The following is a 15833-nucleotide window of genomic DNA, read 5'->3' on the forward strand; positions in this document are numbered from 1 at the left end:
ATATCTAATACTTTTTTTATTTAATATATTTCTATATTTTATTCAATTTTATCTTAGATAAATCACCAGATAAAAATGTTTTTTGTTCTTTATTAATTTCCAAAATTAGTGATCCATCCAGAAGAACCGACTGTAAAATACCTCTATATTCTTGATCATTATGTATCAACAAAACTTCTTCATTTTTCCAAATAAAAAGTTGTTCCCATTTTTTTACAATTGTCTCTTCATTACTTGGGAAATCTTCCCATAAAATTATCAAAGATTCAATTAGTTCACTACAAAATTGATTAATATCACATTCTTTACCTGTTAATTCTTTTAAAGAATCTGCATAATCGGGTAAATCACTACTATTAATATTGATTCCTATTCCAATTATAATATACTTAATTTCGTTATCTTCTAGTACACTTTCTGTTAAAATACCACATATTTTTTTATTATCTTTTGTAATAATATCATTAGGCCATTTTATCATACATTTGTTATCACTGTACTTATTTAATAATTGACAAACAACAACAGAAACCAATCTAATAATAGAAAATAATAAAGAATGCGAGATATTACAAGGTATCGTAAAACTCATAGCAATATCCTTATCTGCAGACATCTGCCAAGGTCTATTCATTCGACCTCTACCCATTACCTGATCTCTTGTTAACAAAATAAAAGGTTCTTTTTGTTCTTTTATAATTTGCTTGGCAATAGTATTTGTAGAAGTTGTGTTTTTCATAAATAATATTGTTGGACAATTTGGGATTGAAATATTTTGAAAAATTTTCTCAGGAATAAGTTTGTAGGGTAAAGGATATTTTAAAATAAATCCTTTGTTGGATTCAGCTTCTATATTATAAGTATCTAATCTTAATTTTTCTACTTTTTTATGTATAGCAGCACGAGAGATCAAAAGCGATTGAGCAATTTTTTCACCAGACACATATTGATTCTTAGATGTTAATAATGCTAATAATACTTGATCTATAGGATAAATATTTTTATTATTATAAATCAATCGTTATTCCAACAGGACAATGATCTGATCCTTGTACATCACTAAGAATAAAAGCGTTTTTCAATTTTGGAACTAAATCTTCGCTGATAAAGAAATAATCAATTCTCCACCCAACATTACGATCTCTTGAGCCACCTCTATAACTCCACCATGAATATTGATCTTTTGTATCAGGATTAATTATTCGAAAAGTATCTACAAAACCAGCTTCGACTACTTTATCTATCCAAGCTCTTTCAATAGGAAGAAATCCTGAAGCATTTTTATTTTCTTTAGGTCTAGCTAGGTCAATTTCTTTATGAGCAGTATTCACATCTCCAGAAAAAATAATACTACGACCTTCGTTTTTGAGTTTAATAATATATTCTAAAAATGAATCATAAAAATCTAATTTATATTGAAGACGCTCTGGAGAACTATCTCCATTAGGAAAATAAATAGTAAAAAAAACAAAATCACCATAATCAGCCATAATTGTACGACCTTCTTGATCAAATATTTCTTCACCCCACCCTAAATCAACAACTTTAGGTTCAACTTTACTCAATAAAGCTGTTCCTGAATATCCTTTTTTAGTACGACTAGGATTCCAATAAGTAAATCTATCTTGAGGATTCCTGATAGGCGACTCTAATTGTTGCGGTTCAGCTTTAATTTCTTGTACCCCTACAATATCAGCATCATATTCATATAACCAATCCAAAAATCCTTTTTTAGTAGCTGCTCTAATACCATTTATATTCCATGAAATAAAAGTTCTCATTGATTTGTATTCCTATTATTATTTTCATTTATTAATTTATCATTATTCAAAGAAGTACTATTACTATAGTGTTTATTATTTACTGTAGCTATATCTGCTTCTTTTTTTAAATTAATATCAAACTTGCCTTCTAATTTTAAGTTGAAAGGCACTTTAAAATTTTGATATTGATATGGTAATTCTACAGAAACTTTACTTATAATTATAGACTTAGATAATATTTTCTCATCTAATTCTAAAAAATACATCCCTGTAAGTGTTGCTTCATGTTTTATTTGTTTATATCTATTAGCCTGCAAAATATTAATATTTTGCATCCAAAAAACAGTTGGTATATTATTATTATTTCTATAAGCATAAGTAGAATAGATGTCATTAATTAATTGAATATTTGTTTCTAAAAGAATAAGAGGGTCAGAATTTAATGCACGAGAAATTTTGAAAAAATCCCATCCAGAAACAACCATAGAAATCAAATCTGTTTCTAATTCACTAGGAACATTAAGAGAATATGTTTGATTATATTGATTATTTTTCATATCAATAATAGGAAATAAAACTTCAAAAACATATCCTAAAGGATGTCTTTTTCCATTTTTATCAAATACTAAAAAATGATCTGATTCTAATTTTACTATATAAGCAATATTATCTGTTTTACTATCTATATATGATTGCCATAGATCAATAAAAATAGATGGTAATGTTGAACTAGTTAAAGGAGAAAATTTCCAATCTATAACTATTTGTTGAGTATCAGTAAATTCAGAACTAGTCGATAATGAATAATCAAAATTAAATTGAGCATTCGTATTAGTATAACTAAAATACTTAGAAGATATAATTACTTCGCCTGTAAACTCAACATCATATAAATACAGTATATCTCCATAAATATCATAAAAAGAATAAGAAGGAATTGACAATTTTAGTCCAAGAACAATAAAAAAAATAATTTTTAAAATTAGCTGCATTTATCTATTAAAAACCTCATATTCTTTTGATATTAATTCTTCTATTTGTTGTAATAGTACATCTTTTGGTATTGATAGCAATTCACCAGTACGACGAATTTTTACTTCAAACTCTTGTTTGTCTTGCCAAGAACGACCTACCGTGATTCTGATTGGAATTCCAATCAGATCTGCATCTTTGAATTTAGAACCAACTCTTTCTTTTCTATCATCTAGAATAACTTCTATTTGTTTGTCCTGCAATATTTTATAGATATTCTTAGCTTCTTCAAATAATTCACCTTCAACAAGTATTGGAGTGATAATTACATGATAAGGAGCAATAGATATTGGAAAAATAATACCATTTGCATCTGATCCTTGTTCTACAACGGCAGCAATTACTCTACCAATACCTATTCCATAACAACCACAGACAGGATATACTTCCTGATTATTTCTATCTAATACTGTTACTTTCATTGCTTCTGCATATTTTGTACCTAATTTGAAAATATGCCCAACTTCTATACCTTTATAAGTCTGAAGAGGTTTTTGACAAGAGATACATAGATGATTTTCTTCTGCATTATGAAAATTACCAGTGAGCGTCTTTTTACAATCTCTAAGTACAGATACACCTTTCCAATGCATGTCTTTTTCGTTAGCTCCAACCACAGTATCATGCATATCAAGAATAGACTCGTCTAATACTACATCTGTAGGCCAATCTTTTGCTCCCAAAAATCCTATAGGAGATTTAGTCTGATCATAGATCACATCAGCTTCTGCCATAGTCATCTCTATAGCATTCAACAAATTTTGTAATTTAGTTTCATTAATTTGCAAATCTCCACGAATACAAGCCATCACTAATTTTCCATCAGCTTCAATAACAAAAGATTTCACCAAATCTTTTGTATCACAATTAAAAAATTTTGCTAAATCTTCTATTGTTTTAACTCCAGGAGTATGAATTTTTTCAATTTGTTGTTCTAATTTTATTTCTCTTTTAGGAATAATAGATTCTGCTTTTTCAGAATTTGCCACATATCCACAAGAGCATTTAACAATATCATCATCGCCAACAGCCGAGGGTACCATAAATTCTTCTGAGCCACTACCTCCAATATTGCCTGAATCAGCCAATACAGGATCTACTGTCAATCCAACTCTATGAAAAATATTAAGATAAGCTTGTTTCATTGCTTGGTAACTATTATCTAAACCAGTGCTATCAAGATCAAAAGAATACGCATCCTTCATAATAAATTCTCGACAACGAATCATTCCATAACGAGGTCGAATTTCATCTCGAAATTTAGTATTTATTTGATATAAATTTACTGGTAAATCTTGATAAGACTGGGCAGTATCTCTAATAATTTGAGTAAAAGCTTCTTCATGTGTTGGCCCTAAGACAAAATCATGATCATGTCTATCTTTAAAACGAAGCATTTCTTTTCCCATAGTATCCCAGCGTCCAGACTCTTGCCAAAGTTCACCTTGTGTTACAAATGGTAATAATACTTCTAAGGCACCAACTTTATCCATTTCTTGTTTTGTAATAGCTATTACTTTGTCTAAAACTCTCTTACCTAGAGGCATCCAAGTATATAAACCAGCTGCAGATTTACGAATCAATCCAGCTCTCAACATCAATTGATGACTAATGATTTCAGCGTCTCGTGGAGTTTCTTTTAAAGTGAAAATATATGATTTGGAATAGAGCATATAGAATTCTCCTTTTAATATATAATATTATTTATTATAAATCATATATCTATCTTATGCAAGAATACGATAGATATTATATAAAAATTTGAGTTTTATTATAATATATATTATAATAAAATATATATAATTAAAAGGATTTATTATGAATATTTTATTACTTATTACTTTGTTATTTTTTTCTAGCAATACTTTTGCAAATACAGAAAATGAGCTAAGAAAACAAATCCAACAAAATCCACAAAATATTTCAGCTTATTCCCAATTAATCCAATTAGCAACAACACGAGAACAAATCATGAAAATAGGTACAGAAGCTCTTAATGCCTTAGGATCTCGCTCTCAAATTCATACAGCTATGGGAAATGCCTATATGGAAGCTAAAGATTTCAATAATGCTATAAATTCGTTTAGAACATCCGTAAGCCTTAATCCTCGTTCAGCTACTAGTTTTAATAGATTAGGTCTAGCCTTGTTAAAAATTGGATACTACAACAAGGCAGAGGTAGCATTCAAATCTGCCATTGCATATTCACCCATAAACACCCCGACTACTCTTATGTACCAAACTTACTTGGCTATTGCTTTAGAAAATCAAAAAAATTATGTAGAAGCAAAAAAAGTGCTTTCTACAGTATTATCTGTAAATCCTAATTTCCCGTTAGCACTAGAGGTACAAAGTAGAATTCAAAAATAAAAATAACATATAATCAAAAAAAAACACCCTATTTTTTAGGGTGTTTTTTGTGATTAGATTTTATTTGTCGATAAAGAGCATACGCATAATCCACTCCTGTAATACCTGTAAAGATAGTAACTGAAATGACTAAAAAAGAAGGAAGATTTGCTAAATAGTAATTATTTTGCCAATAAGTAAGATAATTCTCTTGAGGAATATTAGCAATACTATTCAAATGATAGCTTACTAATAAAAAAAGTAAGACAAATCCACCAATTATCATTTGCCCTGCTGTTTTTATTTTGGCTAAAAAGGATGTTTTAAAAGAAATATTATATCGTAAAGCATAATTTCTCATTTGAGTGACTAAAAAATCTCGTAATAAAATTATCATAAAAGTCCACGCAGGAATTTTTAAATCAGGTATAAAAATAAAAACTAGATATAAGCCCCATATAAGAAATTTATCAACAAGAGGATCCATGTAGGCTCCCCATTCTGTCATTTGATTTAATTTACGAGCAAAATATCCATCCAAAAAATCAGTACTAGCTGCAAAAATAAAAAAAAAACTTGTCATTAATAAAGTATTAAAACTATGTGTTCCAAAGATAGGTAACAAAGGAATACAAGCCATAGGAATCATCAAAAATCTAAAAATAGTAATAGTATTGGGAATATTTAATATAAATATAGGCATATTAAATCTCTTTCACAAAAATAGCATCAAGATCATGATCATCAGAGCCTATTATTTTTACTTCTGCCATTTCTAGTAATTCTATATTTATATTTTTTGGAACTTTTACACGAACTATTCCATCAATTTCTGGTGCATCAAATTCAGAACGCATACTCATTGTACACTCTCCATCTTTTTCTTCTGAGATACCTTCTCCAATACAAATCAAATTCTTCCCAACTAACCTCTTTAATCTTTTGGTAGACACTTGTTGTTGAATAGCAGCCCATTGAGTCACCCTATCCTGAGCTACAGAATTTGGCACTTGATTATCCATTGTATAAGAACTTGTATCCTCTTCGTGAGAATAAGTAAAAAAACCTACTCTATCAGCCTGAACTTCTTGAAGAAATTGAGAGATTTGATTGGCATCTTGATCTGTTTCCCCTGGATATCCAGCAATAAAAGAAGTTCTCAATGCAATATTTGAATTTGCAGTTCTTATATCACTAAATAATTGTGCCATTGAATCAAAATCACCGTATCTTTTCATTGATTTTAAGACATTAGCTGAAATATGTTGCAAAGGCACATCTATATAATTACAAAAAATTGAAGAATTGTTGTATAATTCAGCTAATTCTATTAACATAGGATCAGGAAAAAGATACTGTACTCGAATCCAATCAAATCCTATTGTTTCTAATTTTTGTAATAATGGAATAAGTGATCGTGTATTGTTAAGATCTGTTCCATAATTAACAGGATCTTGAGTAATTACAATTAATTCTCTAATACCTTGATCAAGAAGCATTTTTGCTTCATCCAGAATATCTTGTTCAATACGACTTCTTTGTTTCCCACGCATAATAGGAATAGCACAAAATCCACAAGCTCTATTACAACCTTCTCCGATTTTAATCCAAGCATGTTTAAAACCTGAAAACAAAAGAGATCTTTTACTTTGACCAGTATCTTTATATTCACCTTGATCTAGCATAGATTTATTTTTACGCTGAATAAAAATATCTTTAATTTTAGAAGGATCTTTTACCCCAATAAACGCATCAATTTCTGGTATTTCTTCTTTCAATTCCTCATGATAACGAGCTACCATACATCCAGAAACAACTAAAATTAAATCAGGGTTTTTTCTTTTTAATTCAGCATGATCAAGAATTGCGTTTATAGATTCTTGTTTTGCAGATTCAATAAATCCACAAGTGTTAACAATCACAGCATCTGCCTCTTCTGGATCAAATACAGCATGATGTTCACCTGTATCAAATAAATGAGCACACATTTTTTCAGCATCTACCAAAGCTTTGGGGCACCCTAAGGCATCAAAGAATATTTTCATATATTATATAACCTTTCAATTTAAAATAAAAATACTCATACTAAAATAGTATGAGTATTAGTGTAATATATTTTATTATGATAGTCAAGATATTATTTAAGTTGAGCTCTATATAATGTAGTATCAGCACCACTTGTTTTTTTATAAAAAATCGATTGAGAACTTTCACCAATAGCACCACCACGAATAACATTAGTAAATTCTGAAAATGTAATTACTGCAGCTCCTGCATTACCAAGAGATACTTTTGCTCCATCAATAAAACTAAATTTTACAGACTCGCCAACATTTAATATTTTTTGTTGTTCCTCAACAGTATCTGCTTGATATCCAACCCAAATTGATCTTGTAGCAGTAATAGTAACATTAAAAATAGCTTTATTATTAACTACCGCTAGTGGTACCGTATTTCTAATAGAATTTATATAAGGTGTTGTATCAAAGAATGTTGTTTGAATAACATCTTTTTTAAAGTTTATAACCAATTCAATTTTTTTATCTGTAATAGAAATAATTTCTAAAGAAAGATCATTCACACCATTTCCACTAATATCTGTATGTAAAACATCACCTTTTTTATAAATATACTGATTTTGTTTGATATGAAATTTAATTTTTTTATTTTTCTGTACAATACCAAAAAACTCGATTTTTGCGATTTCTTGTTCTTCATCCATAAGTACAATCGTATCTTTCACACCTATAGAAAATTGATTATTTTGAGCTAATTCTATTAGAGAAATATTTATAATTGTAGAATTTTGTCTGGTATTATAATCAGAAATCTGTGTATTATTATTTTTTTGAGAAGAAGATATTGATTTCGTGTGAAATACCAAGATTACAAAAAATATTAATACTATAGGTATACCAAGCACAAGCCATTTAATATATTTTTTTGTATTTTGAGTAGTACTATGTAAATTATAAAAAACCTCTAAAGGAGCTTCTTGTTCTTTACTAATAGCTCTTTTGTACATAGAAAGTACCAGTTCTTTATCTAATTCAAGCATTTCAATATAAGACGATAAAAAACCTATAACGTACATTTCTGCAGGAAAAAAACCATACTCATCTTTTTCTAAAGCTTCTATATATTTTTTTGCAATATTTGTTTCTATAGCGGCTTCATCAATAGAGAGACCTCTTTGTTCTCTTTCATTTTTTAAATATTGACCTAGTGAAATTTTTGGGTATTCCATATGTATCCTCATTAACATTCAAATGTATTATATATAATATCAGATATCTATGATACTGTCAACTTTTAAAATATAATATTTTTATCGACTATTTAATAAAAAACACTAGTATTAAAATTATAAATATACTATACTATTAATGTTATCTGACAGGAGTTTTTCTATGCATTATATTATTATATTTACTGTACTACTATTGACCACTTTTTGTGACAAAAAACAATCTACCCCCTTAGATGAATCTATACTAAAATATTCTGATTCCACATCTATTCCTACATTTACTGATAGTATATCTATTTCAAGTACTGGAACTCCCAAGACTTCCTCTCAAGAAATAGATATGATGATTTCTAATTTGATTGATTTTAAACTCGGCGATGAAATTTCTCTTGATAGCCCAAAAAAGTTCTTACAAATCTCTATTCTCTTTACATTATCACAAAACTCTAATTATTATATTATTTCTCAGAAAAAAAACACTACAGATGAAGATGTCAATGCCTATATGAACAAAAAAAGAGAAGATTTTTATACATCTCTTGGAATTTCTGAAACTGAATATATTCAATACGGAATTACTCATTCCAAAAACATTCAAGAATTTCTTGCAACTACTAATAATATCAACGAGTTATACGAAATAATTCAAGCCCATGTTGTGGATTAATATTTAATTTCAATTCAATTTTTTTAAAATAATATTCAATCTATTTCTTGATAAAAATTCAATTTTATCTTATTATATATAATCAAAAATAAAATTGAAGGAATATAGATGTTTTCTAAATATAAAAAAAAACACACTATATCAGCTGATATAAGTATGACCCCTATGATTGATATTATTTTTCAATTATTAACATTTTTTATGATTACTTCTACTTTTATCCAAACTTCCTCTCTTAATATTGATCTTCCTGAAGCAAAAACCTCTGACAGTATTCAAGATCAACAAAACACTATTACCCTATACAAAAATAACTCTATCACATGGAACGAACAAGAAATATCTATTACAGATCTTCCTCAAAAATTATTAGAATTATCACAACAAAATCCTGACGCAACACTTGTTATACAAGGAGATGAGGGAATTTCTTATGGTAATTTAATAGAGATTATGGATCAAGCTCGTGGGGCTGGTCTAAACAAGCTAAGTCTTGCTACTATACTAAAAAAATAGGAGTAATCATGACTTTGCCTCGCCCTCAACAATATTCTCCATTATCATTATTTCTCACGATCTCTTTAGGTATTCATTTTATAGCTTTAGTTACTTTCAGTGTTTTTTCTCCAAAATTTATTAAAATAAAAAATACTAATATTTCTATTCAAATTAATGATATACAAAACCAAATATCATCACCTTTACAAGAAATACCAACTCCTATTATTCCTCAAACAAAACCTACCATTCCTAAAAAAGTTGCTCAAACTCCTGTTCAAACAAAACCTACCATTCCTAAAAAAGTTGCTCAAACTCCTATTCAAACAAAACCTACCATTCCTAAAAAAGTTGCTCAAACTCCTGTTCAAACACAAATTCCAGTTCTTGAAGTCCCCACCCCTGAGTTAGTTCAAATTATACAAAGTGATACTGTGGAGTCTATTCCTAACCCAACACAACAATTAGTAGATAAAACAAAAGATATAAGTGATACATTAGATAATTTATTAAATCAAAAAACTCAGAAAAAAGCGTCTTCTGATGTTTTAGCAGATGCTCAATGGTCTGGAACTCCTAGAAAAACTCTATTATTTCCAAATCTTATAGCTAGTATACCACAACAATATAAATCTCGTGGTTATGGGTTCTCTATAACTGCTAAAATCACTTTCAGTCCTCAAGGTTGGGTATCAGCTGTAGAATTATTAAGAACTTCAGGAGATCCTCGTATAGATAGTATCTTCCGTACAGAATTACGTAAAATTCGTATAGAACCTAGTTCAAAAACGAGTTATGATACGATCACCAAAACTTTTACTATTTCTGTTAAATAATTTTTCTAGTTAAAGGACTTTTTTATGCAATTTATCCTTGGTAATTTTGGATCAGGAAAAACAACACTTATTATCCAACAAATTATTAATCTTATCGAATTGAATCAACAATTCTTAATAATTGTTCCTTCTCGTAGACATAAAGATCAATTACTTTTAGAATTATTAAAACAAAAATCTGGTCTTATTGGTTTACCCATCTTCACTTTAACAGAATTTCAAAAAAAACTAATAGAACATTTATTTCCTATCCCTATTGAAAGGCCTCAAACTATTAGTAATTTTGAAAAATTTCTTATTATTTCTTCTATTATTACTCAAAATACTGATAAATTTCAAAAGTTTCAAAATATTCAACAAAGACCAGAAATGATTAAAATGATTTATCGACTGATTCATTCATTGAGAGACAAAGATATTGAAACACTAAAATCATCTCTAGAATTAGCAGACAAAATTCATGATATACAATTAATTCTATCTCAATATCAACAAATTTTAATAGAAAAAAATATGGGTGATAACAAATTTGAAATAGATCTTATTTGTCAAAATATTTCAAAAATTTCTCCAGATTTTTTTGCAGATTATATATTTATTGATGGATTTGTAGATTATACAGCTACTCAATTCAAATTAATTGAACACATCTCTCAATTTATAGAAACTCATAAAAAACAAATTAATATTAGTTTGACTAATATTAATCATCATATTTGTCAACAAACTATTCTTCATTTCAAATCTATCTTTCCTTACGCTGAATGTATATATTTGGAAGAAAAATTAGAAAGTAGTCTTCTAGCAAATTCTTTTTTAGAAAATACACAAATACCAAAAAACTCTTTAGATATCTACGAAATACAAGCTTTTGGTAAAAATAAAGAAATTGAATATGTAACAAATCAAATCAAAAAATTATGTCTTATTAATTCTCAAAAATTAGAAGATATTTTAATTATAACAGATCAACAAGATACTTATGCCCCTCTACTCACTTCCGCCCTTCGAAAAGCAAATATTCCTTTTGGCTTTGGAAAAGATGACAAATTATCCAGTAATCCTCTCATTATTTTTATCAAGCGTTGTCTCAAAATTATGACTCAAGAACTAGATCATGAATATATTGAATTTTTTGCACAATCCAACTATATCCAAAATTCTATTAGAATAACCTTAGGTAAAGCTCCAGAATTAATTCCTTTAGCAATTCAAGGAAAAGAATTGGCATGGAAAAATGGATTCCAACGTCAAAAAGATCTATTAAAGGATGAAGATAACACTATATCCAAAAATGAATTAGAATGTTTAGAAAATACTATTCTATCATTATGTAACAAGCTATTTTCTTTAGATCCTTATAAAAATTACACAATAACTACCCATATTAATACCCTTATTGATTTATTAGAATTTTTAGGCGTACAAGCCAGCTTATCACAAACTCACTCCTTAATAAAGCACAAAAATATTATTGATATCTCTATAGCCAAGGATTATTCAGCCTTATTAAAATTAAAAGAAATTTTGCAAGATTTACGAAAATCTCTTGAAAATATAGGACATAAGGAACTCAATTCTATATCATTTTTATTTTTCTTTGGAATTATTACAGAGGAGACTCGTTATAGAAGTGAAATTCCTCAAAAAAATATTCTTAGAATTCTTAATTCAAAAGATAGTCGTGGTATCTTTGCTAAATCTATTTTTATTCTAGGATTAAATGAGGGTGAATTTCCCGTAATTCCTAAATTTGAATTATTTGATAATTTTGATAGAAATCAACTAAATATTTTATCTCACAAAATATTAGGACTTTCTTTATGGCGTACAGATACTGACTATTTCGATGAACAACAACTATCTTTTGCAACGGCATTGACAAGATCCACAGAAAAAATATTTTTCTCTCGAACTCCTGTTAATGAAAGAGGTAGTTATTTTAATATTTCTCATTTTTTACGCCGTATTTTAGAAAAAAATATACAGATCACTCATTTACCAAAAACTATCACCCCTATGATAAAAGGGCAAAATCCTATGATTTTTTCAAAAAAACATAGTGCTGAAGAATATTTTGAATTGACATCCTTATCTCTCTTCAAGACAAATAATAATTCCTCACATGATACAGTAGCATCTTTTGAATATACACAAAATATCGATAAGGCTAATAAAAATTTTGATATTCAAAAATTACCAGATAATCATTTATTAGCATATTTTGGATATATTCCTACAGTTACAAAAGTAACCCAAAAATATTCAGCCGATATCGTCTATGTTTCGCCTACTCGTTTAGAAAAACTAGGACGCTGTCGTTATCAAGGTCTTTGGCAAGATTTTTGGAAATTAAAAGCTCACAAATTACCTGTTTACAAACCAGAAGCTGCTGATTATGGAAATTTATACCATAATGTGCTAGAATTATACATCAAAAAAAACATAGATAATATAGATTCTTCTATTTTTGACGAGTCTCTATTACACAAATATCTAGATCAATGTATAGTAGATACACCTCAAGAAAATGTATTCAAAATTGATTATAATTATATTTATACTATTTTAAAAGAATATATTATTTCTATAGAACCTACGTTTAGAGATCAAGAAAAACCTGTTTATTTTGAGTTATCATCAGGATCTAATGAACTATCTTATCAAACAGTATCATTAAATAATAATAAATCTTTAAATGTTTTTAGTAGAATAGATAGAGTGAATTTCAATACACTAAATAATAATTATTCTATTATTGATTACAAAAAAAGTGATCTATCATCTTATAAATCATACCAAAAAACACCCTTCAATCTTTTTCAAGGATTTCTGTATAGTGAGCTATTAAGAAACAATAATAAAGGACCTATCAGTGCTATTTCTTATATATTTTTAGAAAAATCAACTGTTTTCCAAGAATTTCCTGGAGGATCTTCTAAAAAAGCTGTCTATGAATCTATCCATGATATGCAACATTTCAAATGTGTAGAAATAACAAGATTGCTTACTTTATTAGAGGAAGGAAACTTTTCTCCTTTTACTTCAGACTCAGATATTGGTATTGAATTGACAGATTTATTTATTGACAAATTTGGAGAAAAATTTCCAAGAGAAAATGATACGAAATGTTCTTATTGTGATGTACAAAAATTATGTCTTAGACAACAAAAAAAAATCAGAGCCTTTTAGCTCTAATTTTTTATTATAAACTTATTTAAAATTAAGATTTATTTGGAGATCAGTCCTAATTTTTCAGCAATCATATCAATATCATCTCTTAAAACAAGATCTGCTAAATTATCATATTTAGTAGGCATAGCATTAATAATAACTAATTTAGTATTATCCTTACAATATTCAGGCAAACCTGCTACAGGATAGACAGTTAATGAGGTTCCCATCACTAAAATAAGATCAGCACGCTGAACCTCTGTTAATGCTTTTTCCAAATCTTTAACATGCTCTCCAAAAAAAATCACATCAGGCTTCATCAAGCCATGACATTCTGTACAGATTACGCCTTCTCCACTAGCGATTTTTGTATCAGAAAGATCAGCTGTATTCAAACGATGGTGCATAGTATTGACACAAACATATTCTCTCACATGTCCATGTACTTCAATAATATTTTTATTACCTGTTTTAGTATGTAAACCATCAATATTTTGAGTAATAATACTTTTTAATTTGCCCATTTCTTCCAATTTTTTAAGCATTCTATGCCCTTTAGTTGGTTGAGCGTTTTTTATTTGAGGATATAATTTAGCAAAAAAACGACCAAAAATAGTAGGATCTTCTTTAAATACATTGATATCAAAGACTCTTTCTCCATCAATAGAAGGGTCAGCATAGATACCTTTAGGACTACGAAAATCTGAAATTCCTGCAGATGTAGATATTCCAGCACCAGTTAAAGCTACAATATTATTTGCCTTTAAGAGCATATCCATTAGTTTGTCATAATTTGTTAATTGCATAATTTCCTCTAATTGATAAATTTAAATATTGTTATTTTTTAATTCTAAGAAATTTTAATTTGCCCATACGAATAACACATTCTTTGTTTATTATATAATCTTCTTGAATTTTTTCTCCATCTACAGAAATAGCGTTTTGAGTAATAAGGCGACGAATTGCCCCTTTACTTTTTTCTAATCCAGCTTCTAATAGACAATCTACAATAGATATCTCAGTATTAATGATGAACTCGGGCATTTCATCTGGAATTCCACCTTTTTTGAAAAGATTTTCAAAATGTACTAAAGCTCTATCTGCATCTTCTTTAGAATGATATTGTGTAACAATATCTTGACCTAATTCAACTTTTAAATTTCTTGGATTTTCTCCACTAGTTAAACGAGTTTTAACAAGGTCAATATCTATATCTGTAAGTAATTCAAAATATTTCTGAATAAGTGTATCAGGTATACTCATAATTTTACCAAACATATTTTCAGGAGTTTCTGTAATACCAATATAGTTATTCAAAGATTTACTCATTTTTTGAACGCCATCAGTACCTTCAATAATAGGCATTGTCAAGATACATTGTGGATCTTGTCCTAACGAGTGTTGTAATGTTCGTCCAAATAAGAGATTGAATTTTTGATCAGTACCACCTGTTTCAAGATCTGATTCTAACGCTACAGAATCATAAGCTTGAGCTAAAGGATACATAAACTCAACTAAAGAAATTGGGCGTTGCTCATTAAAGCGTTTGGAAAAATCATCTCTTTCCAAAAGTTGAGCAACTGTTACACAAGAAGTTAATTTTAGAAGATCTCGAAAATTCAACTCATCTAACCATACCGAATTAAATTTTACTGTTGTTTTTTCAGCATCTAAAATTTTAAACAACTGTTTTTTATATGTTTCTGAATTTTTAAGAACCTCTTCACGCGTTAACGGTTTTCGAGTTTCACTTTTACCACTAGGATCTCCAATCATTGCTGTAAAATCACCAATAAGAAAAATTATTTCATGTCCAAGTTCTTGTAATTTTTTCAATTTTCTAAGAACAACAGCGTGACCCAAATGTAAATCTGGAGCAGAAGGATCTGCACCTAATTTTATTTTGAGAGGTATGTTTTTTTTTAATTTTTCTAGTAAAGCTGTTTCAGGAAGTAGGTCTACTACTCCTTTTTTAATTATTTTCATTTGTTCTTCAGGATTCATCATAAAAATTTCCTTATATAAATAATTATATCTAATAGTATAACAGAAATAATATTTTTTATCAATAAAAAAAGACCCTAGAGGTCTCTTTTTATTTATAGTAATATTATTATTATTTATTCATATCCTTCATCTCCGCCTTCTTCATATCCTTCATCTCCGCCTTCTTCATATCCTTCATCTCCGCCTTCTTCATATCCTTCATCTCCGCCTTCTTCATATCCTTCATCTCCGCCTTCTTCATATCCTTCATCTCCGCC

At 28.4% G+C, this 15833-nt stretch carries 14 protein-coding genes; 5 read left to right on the top strand and 9 right to left on the bottom strand.

All coding sequences use genetic code 11. The features are described from left to right. Positions 1 to 31 precede the first annotated feature (31 nt). Genes KFW21_04740 through KFW21_04755 form a run of 4 tightly spaced genes read right to left on the bottom strand, consistent with a single transcriptional unit; the run spans position 32 to position 4468 of the window. Complete coding sequence (locus tag KFW21_04740) at positions 32 to 1018, bottom strand: biotin--[acetyl-CoA-carboxylase] ligase (GenBank protein MDK2818737.1); 987 nt, start codon at positions 1016 to 1018, stop codon at positions 32 to 34. Continuing rightward, positions 1008 to 1781 carry an exodeoxyribonuclease III gene (gene xth, locus KFW21_04745; GenBank protein ID MDK2818738.1) on the bottom strand — a complete coding sequence of 258 codons (774 nt, stop codon included), beginning with the start codon at positions 1779 to 1781 and terminating at the stop codon, positions 1008 to 1010. Before xth ends, KFW21_04740 begins: the two co-directional genes overlap by 11 nt. After that, a complete protein-coding gene (locus KFW21_04750) occupies positions 1778 to 2755 on the bottom strand; it encodes a hypothetical protein (GenBank protein MDK2818739.1) in 978 nt (325 codons plus the stop codon). The genes xth and KFW21_04750 overlap by 4 nt, the downstream gene beginning before the upstream one ends. Next, complete coding sequence (locus KFW21_04755) at positions 2756 to 4468, bottom strand: proline--tRNA ligase (GenBank protein ID MDK2818740.1); 1713 nt, start codon at positions 4466 to 4468, stop codon at positions 2756 to 2758. A gap of 145 nt (positions 4469 to 4613) precedes the next feature. Between KFW21_04755 and KFW21_04760 the strand changes: the two genes are divergently transcribed. Beyond that, positions 4614 to 5165: a tetratricopeptide repeat protein gene (locus KFW21_04760; protein ID MDK2818741.1), complete on the top strand. Its 552-nt coding sequence runs from the start codon at positions 4614 to 4616 to the stop codon at positions 5163 to 5165. 28 nt (positions 5166 to 5193) lie between these two features. On the opposite strand, the gene pgsA is transcribed toward KFW21_04760, so the two are convergent. The 3 genes from pgsA to KFW21_04775 all read right to left on the bottom strand — a co-directional run bounded on the left by pgsA (position 5194) and on the right by KFW21_04775 (position 8391). Continuing rightward, positions 5194 to 5847, bottom strand: coding sequence for a CDP-diacylglycerol--glycerol-3-phosphate 3-phosphatidyltransferase (pgsA, locus tag KFW21_04765; GenBank protein MDK2818742.1), 654 nt, complete (start codon positions 5845 to 5847; stop codon positions 5194 to 5196). Position 5848: 1 nt separating this feature from the next. Continuing rightward, positions 5849 to 7189 carry a 30S ribosomal protein S12 methylthiotransferase RimO gene (gene rimO / locus KFW21_04770; GenBank protein ID MDK2818743.1) on the bottom strand — a complete coding sequence of 447 codons (1341 nt, stop codon included), beginning with the start codon at positions 7187 to 7189 and terminating at the stop codon, positions 5849 to 5851. Between the two features lie 92 nt (positions 7190 to 7281). Continuing rightward, entirely contained in the window at positions 7282 to 8391 is a 1110-nt protein-coding gene (locus tag KFW21_04775; GenBank protein MDK2818744.1) for a helix-turn-helix domain-containing protein, read from the bottom strand. Positions 8392 to 8554: 163 nt separating this feature from the next. Between KFW21_04775 and KFW21_04780 the strand changes: the two genes are divergently transcribed. From KFW21_04780 to KFW21_04795, 4 genes are all read left to right on the top strand, one after another. Next, the gene (locus KFW21_04780; GenBank protein MDK2818745.1) at positions 8555 to 9061 is read left to right on the top strand and encodes a hypothetical protein; all 507 of its coding nucleotides are present in this window, start codon (positions 8555 to 8557) and stop codon (positions 9059 to 9061) included. A gap of 108 nt (positions 9062 to 9169) precedes the next feature. Beyond that, positions 9170 to 9577 (top strand): biopolymer transporter ExbD, encoded by a 408-nt coding sequence (locus tag KFW21_04785; protein MDK2818746.1) that lies wholly within the window; start codon positions 9170 to 9172, stop codon positions 9575 to 9577. 8 nt (positions 9578 to 9585) lie between these two features. Next, complete coding sequence (locus KFW21_04790) at positions 9586 to 10395, top strand: hypothetical protein (protein ID MDK2818747.1); 810 nt, start codon at positions 9586 to 9588, stop codon at positions 10393 to 10395. Between the two features lie 24 nt (positions 10396 to 10419). Then, a complete protein-coding gene (locus tag KFW21_04795) occupies positions 10420 to 13587 on the top strand; it encodes a PD-(D/E)XK nuclease family protein (protein ID MDK2818748.1) in 3168 nt (1055 codons plus the stop codon). 38 nt (positions 13588 to 13625) lie between these two features. Here the strand turns inward: KFW21_04795 and KFW21_04800 are convergent, their stop codons facing one another. Both KFW21_04800 and KFW21_04805 read right to left on the bottom strand, forming a co-directional pair. Beyond that, entirely contained in the window at positions 13626 to 14375 is a 750-nt protein-coding gene (locus KFW21_04800; protein MDK2818749.1) for a Sir2 family NAD-dependent protein deacetylase, read from the bottom strand. A gap of 31 nt (positions 14376 to 14406) precedes the next feature. Next, complete coding sequence (locus KFW21_04805; protein MDK2818750.1) at positions 14407 to 15576, bottom strand: tyrosine--tRNA ligase; 1170 nt, start codon at positions 15574 to 15576, stop codon at positions 14407 to 14409. Positions 15577 to 15833 lie beyond the last annotated feature (257 nt).

The organism is Spirochaetota bacterium, from assembly GCA_030154445.1.
Lineage (GTDB): Bacteria > Spirochaetota > Brevinematia > Brevinematales > Brevinemataceae > Brevinema_A.